At 37.9% G+C, this 25,784-nt stretch carries 18 protein-coding genes; 6 read left to right on the top strand and 12 right to left on the bottom strand.

Annotated features, from left to right (window positions below):
• Positions 1-89 precede the first annotated feature (89 nt).
• From cmk to H4J52_RS13435, 6 genes are all read right to left on the bottom strand, one after another.
• Complete coding sequence (cmk, locus tag H4J52_RS13460; RefSeq protein ID WP_182181350.1) at positions 90-770, bottom strand: (d)CMP kinase; 681 nt, start codon at positions 768-770, stop codon at positions 90-92.
• Between the two features lie 47 nt (positions 771-817).
• Complete coding sequence (aroA, locus tag H4J52_RS13455) at positions 818-2,161, bottom strand: 3-phosphoshikimate 1-carboxyvinyltransferase (RefSeq protein WP_182224920.1); 1,344 nt, start codon at positions 2,159-2,161, stop codon at positions 818-820.
• Between the two features lie 56 nt (positions 2,162-2,217).
• Entirely contained in the window at positions 2,218-3,306 is a 1,089-nt protein-coding gene (gene serC / locus H4J52_RS13450; RefSeq protein WP_182181352.1) for a 3-phosphoserine/phosphohydroxythreonine transaminase, read from the bottom strand.
• A 273-nt stretch (positions 3,307-3,579) separates the two neighbouring features.
• Positions 3,580-6,282 (bottom strand): DNA topoisomerase (ATP-hydrolyzing) subunit A, encoded by a 2,703-nt coding sequence (gyrA, locus tag H4J52_RS13445; protein WP_182181353.1) that lies wholly within the window; start codon positions 6,280-6,282, stop codon positions 3,580-3,582.
• Positions 6,283-6,484: 202 nt separating this feature from the next.
• Entirely contained in the window at positions 6,485-7,039 is a 555-nt protein-coding gene (locus H4J52_RS13440; RefSeq protein WP_182181354.1) for a DUF962 domain-containing protein, read from the bottom strand.
• A gap of 202 nt (positions 7,040-7,241) precedes the next feature.
• Positions 7,242-9,581, bottom strand: coding sequence for a S8 family serine peptidase (locus H4J52_RS13435; protein WP_182181355.1), 2,340 nt, complete (start codon positions 9,579-9,581; stop codon positions 7,242-7,244).
• Positions 9,582-10,034: 453 nt separating this feature from the next.
• On the opposite strand from H4J52_RS13435, the gene ubiG reads away from it, so the two are divergent.
• Together ubiG and H4J52_RS13425 are read left to right on the top strand one after the other, a co-directional pair.
• On the top strand, positions 10,035-10,757 hold the full coding sequence (gene ubiG, locus H4J52_RS13430; protein WP_182181356.1) for a bifunctional 2-polyprenyl-6-hydroxyphenol methylase/3-demethylubiquinol 3-O-methyltransferase UbiG: 723 nt from the start codon (positions 10,035-10,037) through the stop codon (positions 10,755-10,757).
• A gap of 16 nt (positions 10,758-10,773) precedes the next feature.
• Positions 10,774-11,433: an HAD family hydrolase gene (locus H4J52_RS13425; protein ID WP_182181357.1), complete on the top strand. Its 660-nt coding sequence runs from the start codon at positions 10,774-10,776 to the stop codon at positions 11,431-11,433.
• Between the two features lie 146 nt (positions 11,434-11,579).
• Here the strand turns inward: H4J52_RS13425 and H4J52_RS13420 are convergent, their stop codons facing one another.
• The 3 genes from H4J52_RS13420 to H4J52_RS13410 form a co-directional block, all read right to left on the bottom strand.
• Positions 11,580-12,623 (bottom strand): NADP-dependent oxidoreductase, encoded by a 1,044-nt coding sequence (locus H4J52_RS13420; RefSeq protein WP_182181358.1) that lies wholly within the window; start codon positions 12,621-12,623, stop codon positions 11,580-11,582.
• A 132-nt stretch (positions 12,624-12,755) separates the two neighbouring features.
• Entirely contained in the window at positions 12,756-13,913 is a 1,158-nt protein-coding gene (locus tag H4J52_RS13415; protein ID WP_182181359.1) for an iron-containing alcohol dehydrogenase, read from the bottom strand.
• A gap of 76 nt (positions 13,914-13,989) precedes the next feature.
• Positions 13,990-14,676 (bottom strand): type 1 glutamine amidotransferase domain-containing protein, encoded by a 687-nt coding sequence (locus tag H4J52_RS13410; protein ID WP_182223807.1) that lies wholly within the window; start codon positions 14,674-14,676, stop codon positions 13,990-13,992.
• Positions 14,677-14,861: 185 nt separating this feature from the next.
• Between H4J52_RS13410 and H4J52_RS13405 the strand changes: the two genes are divergently transcribed.
• The 4 genes from H4J52_RS13405 (at position 14,862) to yfaE (ending at position 20,321) form a co-directional block, all read left to right on the top strand.
• The gene (locus H4J52_RS13405; protein ID WP_182181361.1) at positions 14,862-15,773 is read left to right on the top strand and encodes a LysR family transcriptional regulator; all 912 of its coding nucleotides are present in this window, start codon (positions 14,862-14,864) and stop codon (positions 15,771-15,773) included.
• 616 nt (positions 15,774-16,389) lie between these two features.
• Positions 16,390-18,660, top strand: a complete 2,271-nt coding sequence (nrdA, locus tag H4J52_RS13400; protein ID WP_182181362.1) for a class 1a ribonucleoside-diphosphate reductase subunit alpha — start codon at positions 16,390-16,392, stop codon at positions 18,658-18,660.
• A 135-nt stretch (positions 18,661-18,795) separates the two neighbouring features.
• Positions 18,796-19,926 (top strand): class Ia ribonucleoside-diphosphate reductase subunit beta, encoded by a 1,131-nt coding sequence (gene nrdB, locus H4J52_RS13395; RefSeq protein WP_182181363.1) that lies wholly within the window; start codon positions 18,796-18,798, stop codon positions 19,924-19,926.
• 83 nt (positions 19,927-20,009) lie between these two features.
• The gene (yfaE, locus tag H4J52_RS13390) at positions 20,010-20,321 is read left to right on the top strand and encodes a class I ribonucleotide reductase maintenance protein YfaE (protein ID WP_182181364.1); all 312 of its coding nucleotides are present in this window, start codon (positions 20,010-20,012) and stop codon (positions 20,319-20,321) included.
• A gap of 89 nt (positions 20,322-20,410) precedes the next feature.
• Here yfaE and H4J52_RS13385 read toward each other — a convergent pair whose 3' ends face one another.
• The 3 genes from H4J52_RS13385 to H4J52_RS13375 form a co-directional block, all read right to left on the bottom strand.
• The gene (locus H4J52_RS13385) at positions 20,411-21,724 is read right to left on the bottom strand and encodes a diguanylate cyclase (RefSeq protein ID WP_182224918.1); all 1,314 of its coding nucleotides are present in this window, start codon (positions 21,722-21,724) and stop codon (positions 20,411-20,413) included.
• Between the two features lie 290 nt (positions 21,725-22,014).
• A complete protein-coding gene (locus H4J52_RS13380; RefSeq protein WP_182181366.1) occupies positions 22,015-24,597 on the bottom strand; it encodes a PAS domain S-box protein in 2,583 nt (860 codons plus the stop codon).
• Positions 24,597-25,757 (bottom strand): response regulator, encoded by a 1,161-nt coding sequence (locus tag H4J52_RS13375; RefSeq protein ID WP_182181367.1) that lies wholly within the window; start codon positions 25,755-25,757, stop codon positions 24,597-24,599. Before H4J52_RS13375 ends, H4J52_RS13380 begins: the two co-directional genes overlap by 1 nt.
• Positions 25,758-25,784: the final 27 nt, after the last annotated feature.

The raw sequence follows: 25,784 nt of genomic DNA, 5'->3' as shown, positions 1-25,784 counted from the left end.
AACATCATTGTTTCATGGGGTTATTAAATAGTTGCCCAGTGCATCCTTACAGTAGGCTATAGGTTAATTTTGAAGCTAACAAGCTTCGTTTACGTTAACTTACCATTGGCAAATGTTAAAATTTTAGTAACCACTTCATCAATAGAAAGGTCAGTAGAATCAACAATTAACGCACCTTCTGCTGCGATAAGTGGAGCGACCGTACGGGTCTCATCACGCTCATCACGCTGACGTATGTCATCCAGAAGGCGCCCGATTTTAACATCAAAGCCTTTGTCTTTCAACTGATTAAATCGTCGTTGTGCGCGTTCTTCTGCAGAAGCAGTTAAAAACACTTTGACTGGCGCATTGCTAAATACAACCGTGCCCATGTCTCGCCCGTCAGCGACAAGCCCAGGAGAGACTTTAAAAGCACGTTGACGACGTAAAAGCGCTTCACGAACGCGTGGAAAAGCGGCTATTTTTGAAGCAATAGCGCCAACTTCTTCTGTGCGTATGCTGTTACTGACATTTTCGCCTTCTAAAATTACTTTTCCATCACCTTTACTGGTTATTTCAAATTGCACATCTAAATGAGCAGCAATAGGGATCAATGACTCTTCGTCATCAAGCGTTAAATGATGATGCAAAGTTGCTACTGCAAGCACGCGATAAATAGCTCCGCTGTCAAGTAAGTGCCAGCCAAGTTGCTCTGCAACCAATCGTGCAACTGTTCCCTTACCTGCACCACTAGGTCCATCTATAGTTATTACCGGTATTTGTTCTATCATATTTTTATCTACATTAAAGCAAGTTAAAATTAAGTGAGTAACTTAATTTACGCTTGATTGAGTGTTAGTCCCACTTGGTTTGCTAAGGTGACAAAATTAGGGAACGAAGTCGCTACGTTGTCACACTCTAGAATTTTAATTTCGCCAGTAGCTCGTAATGAGCTAATAGCGAAAGACATGGCAATACGGTGGTCATCATGGCTATGAATAGTCCCTGATGTTAATTGCCCACCAACAATATCTATACCATCATCAAAAACGGTACAGTCAATATCTAATTCTTTTAAACCATCAGCCATTGCTTGGATACGATCGCTTTCTTTTACTCTTAACTCTTCTGCGCCACGTAAACGTGTAGTACCTTTGGCACAGGCTGCAGCAATAAATATTGCAGGAAACTCATCGATAGCAAGAGGAACATCGCGTTCATTAATATCAATGCCTTTTAATTGTGATGATTTAACCACAACATCGGCGACAGGCTCTCCGCCAGCCATACGTTGATTGATGATACTCAAATCACCATTCATTTGTTGCAAAATATTAATAGCACCTATGCGAGTTGGATTCATACCGACATTGCGAATAGTTAACTGCCCTTCTTTAGCGATTAAGCCCGCAACCATAAAAAAGGTTGCCGATGAGATGTCACCAGGCACTTGAATATCACAAGCCGTTAATTTATGGCCGCCTTCAATAGAGACTTTTTTACCTATAGCCGTATCTTCAACCGTCACTGGATAACAAAAGGCGTTCAACATACGTTCAGTATGATCACGCGTAATACCTGGCTCTGTTACAGATGTGATACCGTCAGCATAAATACCAGCAAGAAGTACGCATGACTTGACTTGTGCACTAGCCATGGGTAAGTCGTAATGAATTGCCTCTAAGGTTTGTTCTTCACCAATACCTTGAGAAATAACTGGTGGTGTACCATTTTCAGCCGCTGAAATATTAGCCCCCATTAATTTTAATGGATCGACCACACGCCCCATTGGACGTTTATTTAAGGAGCTGTCACCCGACATTTGCCAAGCAAAGCTTTGCCCGGCAAGCAACCCAGACATTAGTCGTATTGTGGTACCTGAATTACCAATATTTAACGCTTCATTTGGCGCAGTTAAACCATGTAAACCTTTACCATGAATGACAACATTTTGATTTTCGTCAGGACCTTCAATTTTTATGCCCATTGCTTTAAATGCATTCATCGTCGCTAAACAATCATCTCCAGGTAAAAAACCTGAAACATGCGTGATACCTTCAGCTAAAGAGCCGAACATAATAGAGCGATGCGAACATGACTTGTCACCCGGTACAATGATATCTCCAGATACTTTTCCGGCAAGGCCTGTGGTGATAGTTAATGTTTTTTTTGCTTGTAACATTTTTTTTCCATTAAATTAATTTTGTTTTATGGGTAAGGACATAACCTTACTTATTATTACTTGCTATTTTTAGCAGAAAAATCTTTCATAAAAGCAACCAAGGCTATTATACCCGCTAGCGGCATAGCGTTGTAAATACTCGCACGCATACCACCTACTATACGATGGCCTTTTAATGCCATTAATCCTTGTGCTTCAGCTTGCTTAAGAAACTCACTATTTAACGTTTCATCCGTTAACCAAAACGGCACATTCATCAAACTGCGAAATTCTGTTTCAATATGATTTTGATAAAAATCACTATTATCGATGTAACTATAGAGAAGATCAGCTTTTTGTTTGTTTATCTTTGAAATTTCTTTAACACCGCCACGCTCTTTTAACCATTCAAACACTAAACCGGCTAAATACCATGCATAGGTTGGCGGCGTATTATACATTGAATCGTTCTTTGCTAACACCTGATAATTCATGATCGACGGGGTTGTTAATCGAGCATTGCCTAATAAATCATTACGAACAATAACGATAGTTAGACCTGATGGACCAATGTTTTTTTGCGCGCCTGCATAGATAAGACCGAATTTTTTAACATCAACGTCATGAGATAAAATGGTTGATGACATATCAGCAATCAGTGGCACCCCATGAGTTTCAGGTATATCAAACATTTCGATACCGTCAACGGTTTCATTTGGACAATAATGTACAAAGGCAGCGTTGGGATTTAAACCCCATTTATCACTAGATAAAACATGCGTTTCGCCATTAACTTGACTCACAACATCAATACGCTTTATGTCACCATAGTGTTCAGCTTCTGTAGCCGCAGACTTCGACCAAGAACCAGAAATAATATAATCAGCTGACTTACCTTCAGGTAATAAATTAAAAGGGACCGCAGAAAATTGACCTCTACCGCCACCGTGACAAAACAGTACACTATAATTTTCCGGTATTGCCATTAGATCGCGTAAGTCAGCTTCGGCTTTTATTGCCACCGCCATAAACTCTTTACTACGATGACTGAGCTCCATGACAGAACTACCCGTACCTTGCCAGTTGACAAATTCCGCTTGTGCCTTTTTCATAACCTCTACAGGTAACATGGCAGGACCAGCACAAAAGTTAAATATTTGGGACATATACACAACACCTTCTATCAAAATTTTAAAAACGCTTGTCGATGCACTTGGTCAAACTGTTTTAATTATTTTCATTGGTAACATCAATTCGGTCAGCATTCTCTTGGGTAAAATAAGAACGCTCATCAAATGGAAATATGCTCCTGCATTTGCTTAATACCGTTCATCCTGAACATAACAGCAAATATGCTCCTGCATTTGCTTAATACCGTTCGTCCTGAACATAAAAAGGGCGGTAATTAACCGCCCTTTAAACTAAGTCTTTAGCAGTAACTATTCGTTATCGCCCTCATTGAGCTCTTCATCATCAGCTTCTGTCGAAGTACTTAACGTTTCTGTTGACTCTATAAGCTCTTGTGCATTTTCATCTAAATCTTCTGGAACGTCTTCAATTTCATCAATACGTTGCAATGCAACGACATGCTCATCTTCAACGGTTCGAATAATACGAACGCCCTGGGTATTACGACCAATAACACTCACTTCATTAACACGGGTACGTACTAATGTACCGTTATCAGTAATAAGCATAATTTCATCTAAGTCTTCAACTTGAACAGCACCAACAACAGGGCCATTTCGGTCGCTGACCTTAATAGAAACAACACCTTTAGTGGCGCGACTTTTCGCTGGGTATTCGGTTAACGCAGTACGTTTACCAAAGCCATTTTCAGTAATCGTTAATATTGGCCCATCGTTTACTGGCACAATAAGCGAAACAACTTTTTGATCGCCTTCTAACTTAATACCACGAACACCGGTACCAGTTCGCCCGATAGGTTTTAATGCCCAGCGTTCTTCACCTGTTTCAGGATCTAACTTGATTTCACCCGTTTCGCTATCACGAAGTTTTTCATTAAAACGAACAACTTTACCCGCATCTGAAAACAACATAATATCATTATAACCGTCGGTAATAGCAACACCAATTAAGGTATCGTCATCACGTAAGTTAAGGGCTATTATACCGTTAGCACGTTGATTTTTGTAGGCCGTTAGTGCTGTTTTCTTCACAGTACCTGATGCCGTTGCCATAATAATAAACTTGTCTTCTTCGTATTCACGTACTGGTAAAATTGCCGTAATACGTTCACCCGTATCAAGTGGTAAAATATTAACAATAGGTCGGCCACGCGCAGTTCGACTTGCGAGTGGTAATTGAAAAACCTTCAACCAATAAAGTTTACCGCGATCTGAGAAACACAAAATAGTATCGTGGGTATTAGCAATTAATAAACGTTCAATGAAATCTTCTTCTTTCATCTTAGTTGCTGCTTTACCCTTGCCACCACGGCGTTGTGCTTGATAGTCAGTTAGCACTTGATATTTAACGTAACCTTCATGTGATAATGTTACGACTACATCTTCTTCTGTGATCAAGTCTTCCATCGATAAATCATGCGAAGCGTTAGTAATTTCAGTGCGACGTGCATCACCAAACTCATCACGAATAGCTTCTAATTCTTCACGAATAATTTCCATTAAACGTTCAGGAGAACCTAGAATATGTAATAACTCAGCAATAATATCGAGTAATGCTTTGTATTCTGATAAGATTTTTTCGTGTTCTAAGCCCGTTAACTTATGCAAACGAAGATCTAATATTGCTTGCGCTTGTTGCATGGTTAAGAAGTATTGACCGTCTTGTATACCAAAACCTTCTTCAACCCATTCAGGACGTGCAGCGTCATCACCGGCAGCACTGAGCATCTCAGCAACATTACCCAAATCCCAACCACGAGCAAGCAATTTTTCTTTTGCTTCGCTAGGTGTAGGCGAGTTTTTAATAAGCTCGATAATCGGGTCAATGTTGGCTAAAGCAATCGATAAACCTTCAAGTAAATGTGCACGTTCTCGTGCTTTACGTAATTCAAAGATAGTACGACGAGTAACAACTTCACGACGGTGAAGTATAAACTCTTCAAGCATCTCTTTAATATTGAACAGTTTTGGTTGGCCATTCGTTAACGCCACCATATTCAAACCAAAAGAAACTTGCATTTGGGTAAGTTTGTACAAGTTATTTAAAACAACTTCGCCCACTTCACCACGTTTGATTTCAATAACCATACGCATACCGTCTTTATCAGACTCGTCGCGAAGGGCTGAAATACCTTCAAGGCGCTTCTCTTTTACTAGCTCGGCCATTTTTTCAATTAAACGAGCTTTGTTCACTTGATAAGGTAATTCATGAACAACAATGGTTTCTTTACCGGTAGTTTCATGAACTTCAATATCGGCACGGGCGCGAATTTTAATTTTGCCACGGCCAGTGCGGTAAGCTTCTTCAATACCCGCACGACCACTGATAATACCTGCGGTAGGAAAATCAGGACCAGGTATGTATTCTAAGATTTCTTCAAAGGTCAAATCACTATTTTCAATTAGCGCTAAACAACCGTTTATCACTTCTGTTAAATTGTGAGGAGGAATATTTGTTGCCATACCTACCGCGATACCCGAAGTACCATTCACTAATAAATTAGGAATACGCGTTGGCATAACAACCGGTATATGTTCTGTACCATCATAGTTAGGTACAAAATCTACCGTTTCTTTATCGAGATCGGCTAAAATAGCGTGTGCAATTTTAGACATTCTGATTTCGGTATAACGCATTGCTGCTGCAGAATCACCGTCAACCGAACCAAAGTTACCCTGACCATCAACGAGCATATAACGTAATGAAAATGGCTGTGCCATACGTACGATAGTATCGTAAACAGCAGTGTCACCATGTGGGTGGTATTTACCTATTACATCACCAACAACACGTGCTGATTTTTTGTAAGGTTTATTAAAGTCATTACCGAGTACATTCATTGCGAATAATACGCGGCGATGAACAGGTTTTAAGCCGTCTCGTACATCTGGTAATGCACGGCCTACAATTACGCTCATGGCGTAATCTAGATAAGAATTTTTTAGCTCATCTTCAATATTGACGGGTACAACATTGTTTGACAAATCGGTCATAAGTCGATGGTATCCCTTAACTTAGCAAGAATTTTGAAAGTTTTCTTCGAAATTATAATTATTAATTAACACAGCATACTATCATATTTTTAATGAGATGCCATACCGCTTTATTATCTTAAAAGTACTTAACATGGTAGCACTGAAAAGTCATTAATTTCCAAATGGTTATTTATTGTTCACCATTTTAACTCAACAGATATTATTGTGCTTTTTTTTGTTCAAATATACGGCGTTTCTCAATGGCTTTTTCAGTGATTGTTTTATCTAATATTCTCCCTTGTCCTAATAAAAAATAAATTTCCGCAATTACAAATAATGGTCCAATAAATAATTGGTTAAGATCATCAAAAAATGCCGGTTTTGCTTTTTCGTAATGATGACCAATAAATTGAATCACCCAGCCAATAATAAAGATACTTATTGCAATAATAAGGTGATGTTCTACTTTTACAACTTCATGAACACTCCACATTAACGGGCCAAACAAAATGAACGCCAATAACGCAAGAGGTAACGACAATATTAAATAATAAATAAACACCGCAATTGAAAGTATGGCGGCCAAAGTAAAGTTAACTTGTGCAACGCCTAAGTAGTTATTGATAAATAACGATTCAACTTCAAAGGATACACTGGCAAGTAATAAGGCAATTGACCAAATGATCATTGGCACGCCAATAAAGTGCGTATGAATATTTTTTCTGTTTAAGTGAACGCTTTTATAGCTAGACAGTTGTTCTATTACTGATTTCATTATTACCTCTTAGGATTTATCTCATCGTATTTGTTAAACAATAATTTATCCCTATAGCTACTCAACATCAAGATACAATTGCAACGCATTTTACGCTAAGTCGCATATTGTTCTATTGATTCAATTGCTCATAATAAAAAACCCTGCCGAAGCAGGGTTTTATTTATTAACATAAAGTGAACGGGTTGCCCCTTTCTTTAGATTATTTGGGTGTAGCTTGTAGATTTAATGTCATACCTGAAGCTGCTGAATAGCCGTAGACATCGACATACCATACACCTTTAGCTGGGTCGGTAAAGTTACAAGCTTCATTGTTACCATTTTTATAAGGACGACAATCATAAACAGACGTTGTTGACTGTTTACCTTGTGTTACATATAAATCTGCATCACCTGAACCACCTGAAAGTGTAACCGTTAGATCGGCATAACCATCTGCTAAGTCAAGGGTGTAACGTTTCCATGTTCTTCTTGCAACAGTAACATTATTAATTGTGGTATCAATCGGATTAATCGTATTACCACCACCCGTCGTAGGTTCAGTGTAACTACCCGTTAAACTAACACCGGTAAAATCACTATAGGCTTTAAGTCTTACGTAGTAAGTGCCACCTGCTTGCGTACTTGCACATGATTCAACATTACCTGATTTATAAGGGCGACAATCGTAAACACTGTCGGTTGGCTCAGCGCCAAACTTCACATATAAATCAGCATCACCATTACCACCTGTCATAGCAAAATTAATATCTGTTGCGCCAGCAGGTACTTCCATGGTGAAAACTAAATCATTACCCGTTGCAGCCGTTAGCTCAGTTTTAACCTGACCATTTTCAAGGACAGTATCTGGTGTTGTTCCACCACCACCGCCAGTGTCACCACCAGAGCCATCACATCCATTCGCGGTAATGTAATCGATCGCATCTTTAGTTTGGGCTAAACCATAACCAAATTTAACATCGCGACCCGCAGCACCTAAATCTTGTGCACTACTATTTAATACGTTACGAATCTCAACGTTAGTACAGCTTGGGTGATGACTCCACACCAAAGCAGCAACACCAGCAACATGAGGAGATGCCATTGAAGTGCCACTCATTTTGCCATAATTACCCGCGCCAATATTTATACTGGCGCTTAAGCCAATATTATTTTTCATTGCTGCGCCGTCCGTATCAGATACGGTCACACTTGGGATAGAAGTTGCGTTTGCGTCACCTAATGTACCACCAAAACTTCCTGGGGCATTGTTATAAAGAATTGCGCCTACACCTCCGCTATCTTGACAAGCTTTAACTTTATCGTAAAACGAAATATTGCCACGTTGAATTAAACAAACATTACCTGCAGCACCTGTATCTATAGTTTCACCCATGGCAAAGTCATAGAGAGAACCCGTTGCTTGACCCTGGTTTTCCATCGCATTAGCGGTATAACCCATATTAGCGACAGATACTTCAACGACTGAACCTGTACCTTCAGGGTAAATAGAATAAACATCAACGCCTGGTCCAGATATCTCTACTTGACTATTTTTTTGTGAAAAGTCAGCTAAGGCTTTATCACTGTCAACAGCAGCAACTGACATCACTGCATCGTAAGAAGCCGGAAAGCTTTCTAAATCAGTAGTTGCTGAAGCAACACCATCATTACCGGCTGCAGCTATAAGTAAAACACCTGCATCATAGGCTGCTTGAATACCATTTTGCTCGCTGGTACTTGAACCAGAACCACCTAAGCTCATATTAATAACGTCTGCACCGTTACTGACACAATCGTTAATAGCATTAACAAGTGTTGAAGAGTATCCCCAGCCCGCGGCATTAAAGACTTTTATTATGTGCAAATTAGGATCCGTGCCAATAACACCGCGAACGCCAATACCATTGTTAAGCGCGGCAATTGTTCCTGCTACGTGAGTACCGTGTGGACCACCTTGATTATACCAGTTACCTGTACCACTATTGTTTGTGCCCGTTATTGTGCCTCCTTGTGCACCCATGTCTTCATGAGGTAGGTCTAAACCTGAATCAATAATACATATTTTCTTACCGCCAGCGTTGGCAGAAGCAATCATATCGTCAACTTGATCAGCTTGAACCATGCCAATACCATAAGGCACTGTTTGTGCCATAAAGCGACGTGGTAAATCTTCTTCTACGTATTCGACATTATCGTCCATCGCTAAATTCATCGCTTGTGATGTAGATAGCTCAGCACTGATCATATTAACATCTGGAAATTCGGCTTTAACCTTGACCCGCAATTTCTTTAATTTTTCCTTAACGCCAGCAAGACGAACAAACGCGCTTTGGCTACCGATGAAACTAGTTGTTTGATTGCTGGCTGCTTGATTATTTGCTGCTTGCTTATATTTGATAATAAAGCGTTTAGGTAAAGGTGAACTGGTTACTTCAGATAATACATTATCTGCGTTTTGCATGCTAAGCGGTTGAGCAGCATAAAGTGCTGTCGATATTGATACCGACAATATGCTAGCAGTGGTCAATATTAATGATTTCTTTGTTATCTTATTCGACATCTATATTCCTACCTATTAGGTTAATTTTAATTATTATTTTGTTGGGGGGAATTTCAAATGAGAATAAATTGTCATTATCACAACAGGTCTGACCATAACATCAAGCTTTTATAAATTACAAGCAGGTTATTAAAATGTTAAATATAAAAGACAAAAAAAAAGCATTAATGAATTATAAAACAAAAATATATGATAATAATTTTTTTAGCTTAGCTTCAGTATAAAACAGTTAAATTGAGGGTGGTTGCAGCTGATAAAAGTCCGTAATGGTTAAGCTAATACCTATAGATAAAACATTGGTACGTCCTGTTTTGTTCAGCATTGAGTTATCTGCACAAGCCTATAACTTAAGCGCTTTTAACTAGGGCAAAAAACTAGGCTTTCAGCACTAGGCGTAGCCTAGCCTTTAGTTTAGAATTGCATGTAATAATTGATTAAAATGATGAAAATGTAATGTCGACAACCATCAACGATAAAACTGTTAACGTAAATGAAGAAGAAATCGCCAAATTTGAAAAGGTCGCCAGTCAGTGGTGGGAGCTTGAGGGTGACTTCAAGCCATTACATCAAATAAACCCGCTTCGCCGACAATTTATTTGTCAGCATGTTGGTGACATTTTTGGCAAAAAAATCATTGACGTTGGTTGTGGTGGGGGTATTTTAGTTGAGAGTTTAGCCAAACTTGGTGGCGATGTTACTGGGATTGACCTCGGTGAAGAGCCATTAAATATAGCGAGACTACACGCATTGGAAAGTGGTTTAAACGTTGATTATCAAAAAATTCCTGCTGAAGAAAAAGCGAATCAACAACCTCAAACATACGATATTGTTACCTGTATGGAAATGCTTGAGCATGTGCCTGACCCTGCTTCAATCATTGGCGCTTGTGCACAAATGGTAAAACCAGGTGGTTATGTCTTCTTTTCTACACTCAATAAGTCAATAAAGTCTTATTTGCTTGCTATCGTTGCCGCAGAAAAAATACTTAAGATAGTGCCTAAGGGTACACACGACCATAACAGTTTTATTCGCCCTGCTACATTAATAGGATGGGCTGAATCATTTGACCTTAAGTGTATTGATGCCGCGGGTATTCATTACAACCCGCTTACAGAAAACCATAAGCTTATTTCATCTCTTGATGTAAATTACATTCTTTGTTGTCAAAAAATTTAAGTAAAGGTATTCGTTGATGCACAATAAAATTTCAGGCGTATTATTTGATTTAGATGGAACATTACTAGACACCGCTAATGATTTAGGCGCAGCACTTAACTATGTTCTTCGAAAGTATAACTTAGCGGAAGTAGCTCGTGAAGCTTATCGCCCAATCGCTTCTGATGGTGCTTTGGGATTATTAACACTGGGTTTTGCTGATGATTTAGATGCCTATGATTACGAGCAGTTGCGAGCAGAGTTTTTAGCTTTTTACGAAGACAACATTGCTGTTCATACTTGCCTTTACCCTGGGGTTACTGAATTGCTTTCAACGCTAAACGAACAGAAGATCCCTTGGGGGGTTGTAACAAACAAGCCAGAAGGTTTAACACGAAAGTTATTACCCCACTACCCTGAGTTCGAAAAATGCTTATCACTTATTGGCGGCGACACTTTTGTCAATAGAAAACCACACCCAGAGCCAATCCTTAAAGCCTGTGAAGAAATATGCGTTCCCAGCGAACAGTGTTTATATGTAGGTGACGCTTTACGTGATATTGAAGCAGGAAATAGCGCAAACACAACCACGGTTATCGCAAAGTGGGGTTATATCTTAGCGGGTGAGGATTGTAAAAACTGGCAAGCAGACTATCATGCTGAAACGCCATTAGCCGTATTATCGTTTATTAAATAACATATCGATGGAATTAACCGTTTAACCAGTAAATTATCAAGTGAGTTACCGATACATTAATAAAAAGCCACTGTTAAAGTGGCTTTTATTCGGTTCAGCTACATTAACGTATTGATAACGTAATGAGCTTGGCAGCGTAACGTTTGTTAATCAAGATGATCTGGACCAACACGTACCACCAACTTGCCAAAGTTCTCGCCTTTCAATAAGCCAATAAAAGCACTTACCGTGTTTTCAAGGCCTTCAACTCGGTGTTCTTTATGCTTTATCTCGCCAGCTATTAACCATTTCACCATTTGCTCACTAAACTCGTTGTAACGATGGCCATAATCATCAAAAACGATAAAACCTTGCATCTTAATACGCTTAACAAGAAGTGTGCCCATTAATAACGAAAGTCTGTCGGGTCCACTGGGTAATTCAGTTGCATTGTACTGAGAAATCAAACCACACACAGGCACGCGTGCACAACTATTTAATAGTGGCATAACTGCGTCGAAGACTTTTCCACCAACGTTTTCAAAGTAAACATCAATGCCTGATGAGCAAGCGGTTGCTAATTGCTCGGCTAGGTTATCGCTTTTATGATCTAAACAATCATCAAAGCCTAATGTTTCAACCGCATATTTACACTTAGTCTCGCCACCCGCAATGCCTATAACTTTACAGCCTTTTAATTTGGAAATTTGGCCCACTAGACTGCCAACAGCACCTGTTGCCGCAGCAACAACGACTGTATCACCTGCTTTTGGCTGACCAATATCAAGTAAGCCCATATAAGCAGTTAACCCTGGCATGCCTAGCACACCTAAGGCATGTGAAGGTTCAGCCATATTGTTATCAAGTTTAAGTAATTCACTGCCATTTATAACGCTATAATCTTGCCAACCACCAAAAGCGACAACCCAATCACCTTTTTTGTAATCGTTATGGTTTGATTCCTCTACTCGACAAACACTACCACCAACCATTACGTCATTTAATCCAACAGGGTCTGCATAAGACTTAGCATCACTCATTCGCCCGCGCATATAAGGGTCAAGTGAAAGAAACACAGTACGAAGCAATACTTCACCTGCGTTAGGTGTAGGTTTTTCGCTGCGCACAAGGCTAAAATTTTCAGCTGTAGGTGCGCCAAAAGGACGCGATGCCAAAGTCATTTGGCGATTGATATCCGTTGTTTGAGTCATATTAATTCCTATTATAAAGGGGCAAAGAAGCGATAAAGAAAGTGTGGTTAAAACAGGCTAAATCTGAAGTTAGCCTGTGTGATAGATAAAGCGGTGCGTGGATATTTTTAATTAAACAACGCACCGTTATACTTACAGTGCTTGAGTTAAAATTTCGCGGCTTATGTCTAAGGTAATATCGCCTTTTTCACCCAGTGCTGTCATACCATGTTGTGCTAATCGTTCAACCAGTAAATCAAGATCACTGCTACCAAGGTTTACGTCGGATAAACGCGTTGGTACTTGCATTTTCTCAAAAAACTGTTCAGTTAAACGAATAGCTTGATCAATACGCGTATTATCATCGCCTTCATTTATCTGCCAAACGCGTGATGCATATTGAAGTAATTTTTCACGTTTTTGCTCACGACGGACTTTCATTACGGCAGGTAACACGATAGACAAGGTACGTGCGTGGTCAATACCAAAGGCTCCCGTTAATTCATGGCCTATCATATGTGTCGACCAATCTTGTGGAACACCCGCGCCGATCAGCCCATTTAACGCCATAGTAGCCGACCACATGATATTAGCTCTAACATCTAGGTCATCTTTAGTTTCTGGAGCTAGTGCTTTGGGTCCCTCTTCAATCAAGGTTTGTAATAAACCTTCACTAAAACGGTCTTGCACTTTGCCATTAACATTATAAGTTAAGTATTGCTCAATGGTATGAACAAAAGCGTCAACAACACCATTACCAATTTGACGATCAGATAATGACAATGTCACACCGGGATCGAGTACAGCGAACAAAGGGCGGACTAAAGGACTAGAGAAAGGCAGCTTGTTGCCATTACGTGTTACTACAGAATTGCCATTACTCTCAGAGCCTGTTGCAGGTAAGGTTAATACCGCGCCAATAGGTAGTGCTTTAGTGAACGTTTGCTGTTTAGCGAGAATGTCCCAAGGGTCATCACCCTCAAATAATGCAGCTGCAGCAATAAATTTAGCGCCATCAACTACAGAGCCACCACCAACGGCAAGTAAATAATCAATTTTTTCAGCTTTAATAATAGTTTGCGCTTTCATTAAAGTATCGTAGGTGGGGTTAGGTTCAATACCTGAAAATTCAAAGTAAGTATGTTCTTTAAGCGCATCAATGACTTGTTGATAAACACCATTGCCTTTGATTGAACCACCACCGTAAACAATCAATACTCTTGCGTCTAATGGTATTTCTTTTGAAATTGTTTTAATTTCTTCTGGGCCAAAATTAATTTTAGTTGGGTTTTGAAAATTAAAATTTAACATTTATATGTCCTTAAGCGTAAAGAATTAAGTCGATTAGCTAAACAGGTTAGCTAACCGAGTTGTCTGTTCGACGAATTTATGCAGTAAGATGAGCCAGTAATTTCTCAGCCGCTAATGCAGAGCTTGCTGGATTTTGACCGGTAATAATAAGGCCATCTTGTACAGCAAAGGCATGCCAGTCTTGCGCCTTTTGGTACTCACCGCCACGCTTAATGAGTTCATCTTCGAGTAAGAAAGGTACAACTTCTGTTAATTGAACAGCTTCTTCTTCGCTGTTAGTAAAACCAGTCACTGCTTTACCTTTTATGGCAAAATCACCTGAGGCTTCTTTAACATTCAATAAAGCTGCACTGGCGTGACAAACAGTAGCAACGGCTTTATCTGCTTTGAGAAAACTCTCAATCAAATTGATTGAGTCAGTATTATCAGTAAGATCCCATAATGGACCATGACCACCTGGATAAAAAACAGCATCAAAGTCAGCTTCGTTAATTGAAGACAATTTTACTGTTGCAGCAATTTTAGCTTGCGCTTCATTGTCTGCGTCATAACGGTCTGTAGCCGAGGTTTGAAAATCTTCGAGTGTACTTGTTGGGTCAATAGGTGCTTGACCACCTTTAGGGGTCGCCAGTGTTACTTCAACACCCGCATCGATAAAAGCGTAATACGGGGCTGCAAATTCTTCAACCCAAAAACCTGTTTTTTGGCCTGTGTTACCAAGTTCATCGTGTGAAGTAAGTACCATCAATATTTTTTTAGTCATTATCATTCATCCATTTATAAGTAAGTGAGTATAAGTTGAGTGTGTTTCTATTTTCTATGCCCGTAGTATATGCCTAAGAACAAAAATGAACAATGCAGATAAAATTGACATCATTGTATCAATTATTGATACAATGATGATTAAGTAAGCAATTAGCCATGTGTTTTTAATTACTAGGTCATATTATGGATATTTCATTTGAACAGCTTAAAAGTATGGTTGTTTTTGCGCAAGTCATAGAGCAAGGTAGCCTAAGTGCTGCAGCTAAACATTTAGGGTTATCTCGAGCAGTAGTGAGTTATCATCTAAAAAAGCTTGAAGCACAACTCGAGGTAAAGCTACTTAATCGCTCTACACGTTCTATTAACCTTACTGAAGCAGGCCAAGCATATTATGAACGCTGCCGCGTTATTGCCGAGCAAGCCAGCGCAGCCAACCAACAAATTGAAAACTTCAAAAATGAACCCATTGGACTCCTTAAAATAACGTGCCCAGTAAACGTTGGTTTACAAACAGTTGTTCCTGCACTCAACGAGTTTAAGAAAATTTACCCTAAAATTGCACTTGATGTCATGCTAACAGATGAAGTTGTTAATATTATGAAAGAAGGGATCGATTTGGCCATTCGGGGTGCACCCTTACCTGATTCTGGTTTGCAAGCCAGTAAGCTTGCAACATTAGAAACTTGCCTTTGTGGCGCTCCTGAATACTTCCTTCAATTTGGCCGGCCCACTAAACCTGCAGATTTAAGTGACCATCAATGGGTAATTTACAAATTAACATCTGGGGTATTAACCCTAACGAAGGGCAGCCGTTCGTTCAGTGTTACCATGAAAGGTAGTATAAGTACCAATAATGCAGCAGCACGTACTGCCTTTGTTGAGGCAGGACATGGTTTAGGCCGTATCCCAACTTACGATGCATGGCCAAAAATAAAAGCAGGTACCTTAGAAACGGTAATGGATGACTATGCGCTCAGCGATATCAATGTTTATGGCGTATTCCCACCTGGTACAGCCAACTCTAAAAAACTCAGACTACTCCTTAATTTTTTAAAAGAATATTTCACCAGCCAAAACAAAACCAAGAAACAATAAATACACTGACTAAATGAGAATATCACCTTACCTACTTGTCTTTATTATAAAGTAGCTAAAAGGTGAACAACTTTACCTCAACGTTTTTATTGGTGTATTCATTAACGTGTAAAGATTATACAACCTGTTATGGGAATATGATGAAAAACCATAACAGCAGCGATATCGTTCATTTAGTGTCCTTCTTGTTCAAAAAAAAGCAACTCACTGTTTTTGTTGACAATTAACTTTTATCTTACAAATGTAGTGAGCAGAGATGAAATTTATTTTAAAAAAAATTTATCAATAAAAATTAATTAAAATAAACGTTGCGTTTTTGTAATATCAAAAATAAAAAGCACTACTAAGTTAGTCGTTACTAACTGAAATTTCACTCTAAGGAAAGTTATTAAAAACTCTGCTTTTTATCACTTGCAAAAACAACCAAACCTCATTATCTTGTGATCAGTTTTTAGAAAACCCCTACATATAGTGTATTTGTTGTTCAGACGAATTTTTGTGCTGTTCTATATTTTAGGGGAAATATAATACTGATAAGTGTTCACTTAACGTGCTTCTAATTAACAACGTTAGGTAAATAAAGCGACCAGCATAATTAATAAATTACAGGTTTTTCATGACTAATAATCTTTTTGTAAGTAAGCGTAATGGCAAAAAAGAACTCATCGATTTAGAAAAAATTCATAAAGTTATCACTTGGGCTGCTGAAGGCCTTGATAACGTGTCAGTGTCACAGGTTGAATTAAAGTCTCATATTCAATTCTATGACGGCATTAAAACTGCTGATATTCATGAAACGATTATTAAAGCTGCCGCTGACCTTATCTCAGAAGAAACACCTGATTATCAGTATTTATCAGCACGCTTAGCTATTTTTCACTTACGCAAGAAAGCCTACGGCCAATTTGAACCGCCTAAATTATTTACCCATGTTGTCAATATGGTAGAAAAGGGTAAATATGATGAACATCTTCTAACTGATTACAACGAAGCAGAATTTGAACAAATGGAGAGATTTCTTGTTCATCCTCGTGATTTAGACTTTAGTTACGCCGCAGTCAAACAGTTAGAAGGTAAATACCTTGTTCAAAACCGGGTAACGGGTGAAATTTACGAAAGTGCTCAGTTTTTATATATCTTAGTGGCCGCTTGTTTATTTGCTAAATACCCTGTTGAAACGCGTTTAAAATATGTTAAAGGTTTTTATAACGCTATTTCAACCTTCAAAATATCGCTACCTACACCTATTATGGCTGGGGTACGTACGCCTACGCGTCAATTTTCATCGTGTGTATTAATTGAATGTGGTGACAGTTTAGACTCAATAAACGCGGCTTCTAGCTCTATTGTCAAATATGTTTCACAACGAGCAGGTATTGGTATTAATGCGGGCCGTATTCGTGCTTTAGGTAGTTCAATACGTAACGGTGAAGCATTTCATACCGGTTGTATACCGTTTTTCAAACATTTTCAAACGGCTGTTAAAAGTTGTTCACAAGGCGGAGTTCGAGGTGGTGCAGCAACATTATTCTACCCACTTTGGCACTTAGAAGTTGAAAGCTTACTGGTCCTTAAAAATAATCGTGGTGTAGAAGAGAATCGTGTTCGTCATTTAGATTATGGTGTGCAATTCAATAAGCTTATGTACACTCGTTTAATTAAAGGTGAGTCTATTACTCTCTTTAGCCCGAGCGATGTTCCTGGTCTTTACGATGCATTTTTTGAAGACCAAGATAAATTTGAAGCCTTGTATGTAAAATATGAAGCTGATGACTCAATTCGTAAAAAATGTATTAAAGCCATTGAGTTATTTACTTTGTTTGCTCAAGAGCGCGCCAGCACAGGTCGAATTTATTTACAAAATGTTGACCACTGTAATACGCATAGTCCCTTTGACCCTAAACAAGCGCCTATTCGTCAAAGTAACTTGTGTTTAGAAATCGCGCTGCCAACACAGCCAATGAATGACATCAATGATCCAAACGGCGAAATAGCACTTTGTACCTTGTCAGCCTTTAACTTAGGTGCAATAGAAAGTTTAGATGAATTAGAAGGATTATCAGATTTAGCGGTTCGAGCACTCGATAGTTTACTTGATTATCAAAACTATCCAATGCCAGCTGCATACAATGCCACTATAGGTCGCAGAACATTAGGTATAGGCGTAATAAACTATGCTTACTACTTAGCTAAAAATGGCGTCTTTTACTCAAACGGTAGTGCAAACAATTTGACTCACCGTACTTTTGAAGCGATACAATTTAATTTGTTGAAAGCTTCAAATGAATTAGCGAAAGAAAAAGGGGCTTGTCCTAAGTTTAATGAGACACGCTTATCGCAAGGTATTTTACCGATTGATACTTATAAAAAGACCATCGACGATATTACCGGCGAACCTCTTCACCTTGACTGGGAAGGTTTACGTGAGAGCATTAAAAAACATGGCGTGAGAAACTCAACTGTTTCAGCGTTAATGCCATCAGAAACCTCTTCACAAATTTCAAATGCAACAAACGGTATTGAACCACCACGTGGTTTGATCAGCATCAAAGCAAGTAAAGATGGTGTTTTAAAACAAGTGGTACCTGAGTACCAAAGATTAAAGCATAACTATGAATTACTTTGGAATATTCCAAGCAATGAAGGCTATTTACAATTAGTAGGCATCATGCAGAAATTTATTGATCAAACAATTTCTGCAAATACTAATTACGACCCTGCCCGATTTGAAGGTGGAAAAGTGCCTGTTAAGCAAATCCTTAAAGATATACTGACCGCTTATAAATTAGGCGTTAAAACCATGTATTACCATAATACACGCGATGGTGCCTCTGAAGATATGCTTGGATTAGAAGAAGACTGTGAAGGCGGCGCGTGTAAAATATAGTTACGTGCACAAAAAGCAAGCTTCATTGCTTATTTAGCAATGAAGCTGCTGGCATGTTCAGTAATAAAAATCATTTTAAAAAGTAAATTTCGATAACAAGCCTCGACCATCATGCGTGTTATCAAGGAGAAATAGATGTCCTACACTACGTTTAACCAAGTTCCTAATAATGCGCTACTCGAGCCAATGTTTTTAGGGAACAGTGTCAATGTGTCACGATATGATCAGCAACGTTTTATTGCTTTTGAAAAGCTTATTGAAAAACAGTTATCATTTTTTTGGCGTCCCGAAGAAATAGATGTCTCAAAAGACCGCTCTGATTGGCAGAGTTTAACGCCTTCAGAAAAACATATCTTTATTTCAAACCTAAAATATCAAACATTACTTGATTCTATGGCAGCACGCTCGGTGAATGCGATGTTTTTACCTCTTGTTTCTTTACCCGAAGTAGAAACTTGGGTAGAAACATGGGCGTTCAGTGAGACGATTCATTCGCGCTCGTATACACATATTTTACGGAATCTGTTTTCAGACCCGAGTGAAATATTTGATGACATCGTTGTTAATCCTGCCATATTAAAGCGTGCGTCAAGTATTTCTAAATACTTTGATGCCGTGATCATCACCACACAGCTACTTCAGTCACAAGGAGAAGGTTCGTATGAAGTCGATGGTGAAATAATTGAAGTATCAACGCGCAAGCTTAAAGAGCGCTTATATCTTGCTGTTTGTTCGGTTAATGCCTTAGAAGCTATTCGCTTTTATGTTAGCTTTGCCTGTTCATTTGCTTTTGCCGAGCGTGAATTATTAGAAGGTAATGCTAAAATCATCAAGCTTATTGCCCGTGATGAGGCTTTGCATTTAACTGGTACCCAGCATATTTTAAACAACTGGCTATCTGGTAGAGATGACCCTGAAATGCAGGTCATTGCACAAGAAATGAAAGAGCAAGGGTTACAGATATTTCTTGATGTGGTTGAGCAAGAGAAAGAATGGGCACAGTATCTATTCAAAGATGGTTCGATGATTGGCTTAAATGCAGCGATCTTAAATCAATATATTGAATACATCAGTAATCAACGTCTAACCGCTATTGGTTTTGACGCACCATTTGACATTAAGAGCAACCCACTGCCATGGATGAATGCATATTTGGTATCAGACAATGTTCAGGTCGCCCCACAAGAAACTGAGATATCAAGTTACTTAGTTGGTCAGGTTGACTCTTCTGTTTCAAGTGATGATTTTGACGGATTCGATCTTTAATGACTTTAACCTTTAAATAAAGAACCTACTATCATGCTTTCTTATAACATCATTAGCACATTGAGTGCTTAAGTCTTTTAAAAATGAAAAGTGCTAATGATTGTTTAGCTTCACACAAAAAAAAACCGGTAGATACAACACTTTATAATATCAGTGTCGATAATAAAACTATTAAATTTCAAGCAAATGACAAAAGTTTGCTTGAATGCTTAGAGAATGCCAATGTAGAAGTGCATTATCATTGTCGTGATGGGTTTTGTGGTGCTTGTCGAGTTACGTTAGTTGAAGGCGATATTTCATACCCTCAGGGCGAGCCATTAGCTTTTATTGGTGAAGGTGAAGTACTCTCTTGTTGCTGCGTACCCAAGAGTGATATTAAACTTATTGTTGAGTGATTGAAAGAGCGACGAATAATAATGTTCAATGGTACCTTCATCAAGAAACATTTAATTTGAGAATTCAGGTACTTTTATCGTTTCAAAGATTAAAGTTTATCCGCTAATTTAACCTTAATGCCCGCGACTATTTTAACTAGTTCCAAAGCAACAGGTTGATAAAGTTGCTGATAGCTTGCTTTGTCTTCCACACTTATTGCACCATCTAATGCTTTGGTCAACTCAAACAACCGCATAGCTCCTAAAGAGCATGAAACCCCTTTTAAAGTATGCACTAAATGTTTACAGGCAGGTTGATCTTCACTGGTGATCGCCTGTTGAATTTTATCACCATCATTGAAATGGTCTTCATAAAACATCACTAATATTTCAGAAAAAAGTTCTTCATCACCCAATACATTACCAACACCCACCTGAAAATCTATACCTGGGTATTTATCTTCTGATGTACTTTGTAATATTTCACAAGAATCGTCAAGCATTACAGTCTTTATCTCTTCATTAATCTTAGTTTGATTACGCCCATTTTTCTTCGCTTGATATAAGCTAAGATCAGACTGTTTGAACAACTCTTCTAAGCTCATTTCAGCGTTTTTTCTCAATGATAAACCAATACTTACAGTTACTGATATTTTTTCATCATTGTTATCATCAGTAGATATTTTATTATTTTGTATCGAGAGTCTAAAGCGTTCACAGGCAGCAAAAGCATTTTTTACAGTAATATTTGGCATGAACACAGCAAATTCTTCACCACCAACTCGGCCAATAATATCGTATTCTCGAAAGCATTCACAAAGAATATGGGTAAATTGAATTAATACTTTATCGCCAGCATCATGACCATAATTGTCATTAACGGCCTTAAAAAAATCAATATCAAGCATCGCCATAACATACGGCAGGTTGGTACGCTTTGCTTGGCTAATCGCTTTACTGGCTAAATTTTCAAAAGCACATCTATTATTAATCCCCGTTAAGAAGTCTGTTTTAGCAAGAGACTCTAGTTCTAAGGTCTTTTCTAAAAGCCGAATAGACGTTTTGATTCTAGCTAACAAAACTTTTGGAATATAAGGTTTAGTTACGTAGTCGTCAGCGCCAGATTCTAGTGCATCAACAATTTTATCTTCATCATCTGAAGCCGATAGCATGATCACGGGTGTTTTCATAAATAAAGGGTGAGCCTTTACTTTCTTCAGCACGGCTAATCCTGAAAGACCAGGCATATACATATCTAATAAAATAAGATCAATGGCTTGTTCTTCTAAAACAGCCAAGGCGAGTTCACCCGATTCTGCGGTAAACACTTCATAACCGACTTCAGCTAAATCAAATTCTAAAAGCATGAGGGTATCTTTAGCATCATCCACAGCGAGAATGTTATATTTTTTCTTCAAATTCATTGTTTATCCTCAGAGTGAAGGTTCATTAGTTAACTTTTAGCGCTTAAAGCTTTTGTAACGTTTATATTTGAGCCGATGGCTCAACATACCGTATTATTGTGGTGATAGTCATTTAACAACGACTTTAAACACTCATAAATTTATGAAATAAATCAATAATATCATTATAAAAAAAAATTTACATTGCTTTAATTAACTCATTTTTAAACCCCGCCATGGCGTATAATTAAAAACGATGGGGTGAGCATCATCAATAAAAGCAGAGTAGAAGTAATAAGCTAGAATAAAATTTAACTATTATCAATTAAAAAACTTACCAACTCTTTAGAATTAAAAGGCTTTCTGAGTACCGGATAATGCCACTGTTTATCTTCCTCTGCAATATAACCACTGATTGAAAAAACACGAATATTGGGGAACTTAGCTTTCACAAGATCAACCGCTTCTCGACCCGAAATGTCGGGTAAAATCATATCTGTAATAAAAAAATCAAAAACGTGCTCACTGGATAATATTTTCATTAAACCCACTTTATTACTGGTATGTTGAGTTTTAACGCCCTCATTTTCTAAGTACAAAGCTACAAATTCAGCAATACTAACTTCATCATCTAAAATTAGAACTTTTTTTTCCTTCATATCTAATGGGCTTTTAATCGCTAGCGGAGCTTTTATTGGTGGGTTTGATAATACTTGGCACTTAAATATTAACGTGAAGTGCGCACCACCTAAGTGGCCATGCCCTTCAACTTGAATATGACCATTATGTTTATATATCGTACTGTAGACATTAGCTAAACCAATACCGTTGCCTTTATTAACTGATTTACTGCTGTAGAAGGGATCAAATACCTTTGTCAAATTACTTTGCTCAATACCTATACCGCTGTCTTCTACGTGAATTTCTAAATGTTTCTCCTTATTAATGTTCGCAGATATTTTAATTTCCCCAATGAGGCCTTTTTCGCGGATCGCATCTTGAGAGTTCAACACGAGATTGAGTAAGATATTAATAAATTCACCCTGAGGAAAATTTATTTCACAGCATACTTCATGAGTATTGATGCTGAAATCAATGGTTGACAGTAATAATTGCTTAAAAAGATACTGGTTATCAATAATATCTTGCATGGGGTCAAACTTGACCACTTTAATGGTTGGTTTTCGGGTAAAAGCTAATAAGCGCTCTGTTACGCTTTTACCTTTGTCAATTGCATTTTTTACCCGCTCAATATACGTTGAAATATCTTGTTCACCCTGGGCAAACTTAATTTCTAACATTTCGGTCGCGCCTAAGGCTACGCTGAGCACATTATTAATGTCATGGGAAACATTACCAAAAGTATTACCCAATAAAGCAAGTCGATTACTAATAAGTTGTTGCTGGTCCTTACGAAATTGATCTGTCACATTTTCAACAATCCAAATAAAAATTCCTTCATCAGCCTCATAAGTTACCGATAAGTCAAAAACAGTATTGTACTGATCAAAGCTAATATTCGTTTCTTTGAATTGACCACACTTTTTCGCTTTACGCTTAAAAGTAATATAATCCGTGATGCTGAAATTAATGTAATTAAAAAGCACTGAACTACTATGAGCAGTTTTTGGTGTAAGATCTTGATAAACAACATTGTCTTTGTCGTCAATAAAGAAAACAGGCACTTTTATTGTGTAGTTCACCATTGCTAACAATTTTAACTTTTCAAAAATATCTTCAGATTTAGTAATATCTTTAAACACCCCAAAGACACCGACCACCTCCCCCATCATATTCAATTCTACTTCGCCAAAACATTCCACTTTAACTTTTCTGCCACTTTTATGTTTTATGGCGCTTTTAAAGTGAAACCCTTGTTTGTCAATCATCGCTTTATCTAAATGATTTCGTACCTTATTTTGTTCATCTTCCAGATAAAAATCTAACACAGTATCTACATTTGGAACATAACTTGTGGGATCTACACCATGTATTTTATAGAGTTCTGTCGACCAATATAACGTTTTATTAAGGAAATCTAGGTGCCAATGTCCTGATTTATTTAAACGTTCCACAAGTAATAAGTAATTATTTCTCTCTTTTAGCTTTTCAACTAATTGGTGCTGATCTGAAATGTCTTTAACTGAACCAAACATTTTATATGCTCGATCGTCACTATATTCGATAATCTTACCAAAAATAGTGATCCATTTAGTCACTCCAAGCTCAGTCGTAATTGACAGTGTTAGATTAATGTAAGGTGTTTCACCCATAAGGTGTGCTTTAGCTTGTCGATTAAGGCTGGCTAAGTCTTCTGGTTTTAAGTGTTTTTCATAGAAAGACAGCGGACCTAAAAATGATTTTTTATCATAACCCAGCATAGCCATTACTTGGGCGGAATAAAGTATAGTTCCTTGGACAATATTCCATTCCCAAAAGGCTTCTTCTATACCATTTAATATTTTATGAGTATCCGTTGACAACGTTAACGACGTGATTTTACGAGGCGAGTTAGTTTGCTGATAATTAAGTTTATTCTTGCTCGTTTCACTTAAAAGTGAAACGGTAAGGTAGGCCATATAGCCATCAACCACTTTACTGACTTTTATTGTACAATTAAGCATTTTTTTCGATTTACTTAACAAAAATACAGCGCTACTCTTTAACATTCCCCCAGAAGGTTGCTGATTGTTATCAATTAATTCGACAAGGGAATCAACCGTTTTACCGGGCAAGAGCGTGTCTAATTTTTGTCCTTTTACCTCTAGCAATGAATAGCCAAAAAGTCTTTCTGTCCAGATATTACAGCCAGTGATCGTACCTTGATGATCTATTTGAATAACAGGGAAAGGAATACTATTTAGCGCTACCGTTAAATCATCAGAGACAGGCATCAAAACAATTCATCCTCTTCATTAATATCAACAGTTTCCTCTTCTTGTTGCAGATTAAGGACTTCAAGTTCATCAACACTGGCCAAGGCGCCATCAAGTAATTGTGTCACTTCAAGAAAATTTATATCGTCTTGTGAGTGTTTTTTCAAGGCCGTATGAACCAAGTTTGTTAAGTACTCTTCTTGCTCATCAGACATTTCTAGTACGTGAAAGCTCATCCCTATATTTGTGACAATCTCATTCATAACTTCTTGTTGATGATGCTTGGAGATAGCAATCATTTGCTTGGTCGCAGAAACGGCTTGTTGTATTTTACTTTGTACATGTACTAATGAATTTTTATAAGTAATAAAGGCAATGCGAGCACCAACACATTCAATGACAGATGCTAAAGCGTCTATATATATATCGGTATCAATAGCCCCTTCCTCTAAATTGAGGATGAGTATTGAGCAAAGAGGATGATTAAAAATAGTTCTAGAGCTAAAGCGATATAACCTGGGTTTCACTTTTAATAACTTCATTACATCGATTTCAACAGGAGAACAAAAGCCGTTTTTAGCACTAAAGAAAAGTGGTTTTTTCTTAATAGGATAAAAAGCGATGCAACCTTGTAAATTCATCGAATATAGAAACAAAAACAATTCATCTCTAATTTTTTCTAGGGTAAAGCAATGATTAAGACGAGAGGTTAGCTGCATACAGCTTCCATATTTAGACGCTTGTGCCATTGAAATATTAATCACTCTATCTTTTGAACAAATTTCTGTTTCAAAACTGTGAATTTTATCTTGATAAGAAATAAGCTTTTTAAGTTTGTTATTCAATGCGTTTAAAGAAATAGGTTTCGCAAGAAAATCATCCGCGCCACACTCTAGGCCTTTAAGTACGGCGTCTTCGTTTACTAATCCAGAATACAGTACAAATGAAGCTGCTACCGTATGTTGCTCTATTTTGCTTTTTATCCACTTGGAACCTTTATCATCACCAATGTTCTCATCAACTAAAGCAATATCAAAAACTTCATTGTTGCTGACAAATTTATCAGCTTCTTTGATGTTACTCACACACGTTACGTCAAAATTTTCGGCTAATGCTTCATAAAGTAATTCAAGGTAATCTTTGTCATCATCAATGATGAGTAAACGTGGTTTTTGCATAATAATTCCTTTTTTTATGAGATTTTA

This window comes from Colwellia sp. MB02u-14, assembly GCF_014076915.1.
GTDB lineage: Bacteria > Pseudomonadota > Gammaproteobacteria > Enterobacterales > Alteromonadaceae > Colwellia_A.
The sequence above is the reverse complement of the archived record's forward strand: the minus strand, read 5'-3'. Positions and strand labels throughout refer to the sequence as shown.

Excerpts from the sequence above, each read along its gene's own strand:
- H4J52_RS13405 (WP_182181361.1), top strand. The coding sequence starts at position 14,862 with ATGGATATTTCATTTGAACAGCTTAAAAGTATGGTTGTTTTTGCGCAA.
- cmk (WP_182181350.1), bottom strand. The coding sequence starts at position 770 with ATGATAGAACAAATACCGGTAATAACTATAGATGGACCTAGTGGTGCA.
- gyrA (WP_182181353.1), bottom strand. The coding sequence starts at position 6,282 with ATGACCGATTTGTCAAACAATGTTGTACCCGTCAATATTGAAGATGAG.
- H4J52_RS13420 (WP_182181358.1), bottom strand. The coding sequence starts at position 12,623 with ATGACTCAAACAACGGATATCAATCGCCAAATGACTTTGGCATCGCGT.
- nrdA (WP_182181362.1), top strand. The coding sequence starts at position 16,390 with ATGACTAATAATCTTTTTGTAAGTAAGCGTAATGGCAAAAAAGAACTC.
- H4J52_RS13415 (WP_182181359.1), bottom strand. The coding sequence starts at position 13,913 with ATGTTAAATTTTAATTTTCAAAACCCAACTAAAATTAATTTTGGCCCA.
- H4J52_RS13440 (WP_182181354.1), bottom strand. The coding sequence starts at position 7,039 with ATGAAATCAGTAATAGAACAACTGTCTAGCTATAAAAGCGTTCACTTA.
- H4J52_RS13375 (WP_182181367.1), bottom strand. The coding sequence starts at position 25,757 with ATGCAAAAACCACGTTTACTCATCATTGATGATGACAAAGATTACCTT.
- H4J52_RS13410 (WP_182223807.1), bottom strand. The coding sequence starts at position 14,676 with ATGACTAAAAAAATATTGATGGTACTTACTTCACACGATGAACTTGGT.
- H4J52_RS13380 (WP_182181366.1), bottom strand. The coding sequence starts at position 24,597 with ATGCCTGTCTCTGATGATTTAACGGTAGCGCTAAATAGTATTCCTTTC.
- serC (WP_182181352.1), bottom strand. The coding sequence starts at position 3,306 with ATGTCCCAAATATTTAACTTTTGTGCTGGTCCTGCCATGTTACCTGTA.
- aroA (WP_182224920.1), bottom strand. The coding sequence starts at position 2,161 with ATGTTACAAGCAAAAAAAACATTAACTATCACCACAGGCCTTGCCGGA.
- ubiG (WP_182181356.1), top strand. The coding sequence starts at position 10,035 with ATGTCGACAACCATCAACGATAAAACTGTTAACGTAAATGAAGAAGAA.
- nrdB (WP_182181363.1), top strand. The coding sequence starts at position 18,796 with ATGTCCTACACTACGTTTAACCAAGTTCCTAATAATGCGCTACTCGAG.
- H4J52_RS13435 (WP_182181355.1), bottom strand. The coding sequence starts at position 9,581 with ATGTCGAATAAGATAACAAAGAAATCATTAATATTGACCACTGCTAGC.
- yfaE (WP_182181364.1), top strand. The coding sequence starts at position 20,010 with ATGAAAAGTGCTAATGATTGTTTAGCTTCACACAAAAAAAAACCGGTA.
- H4J52_RS13385 (WP_182224918.1), bottom strand. The coding sequence starts at position 21,724 with ATGAATTTGAAGAAAAAATATAACATTCTCGCTGTGGATGATGCTAAA.
- H4J52_RS13425 (WP_182181357.1), top strand. The coding sequence starts at position 10,774 with ATGCACAATAAAATTTCAGGCGTATTATTTGATTTAGATGGAACATTA.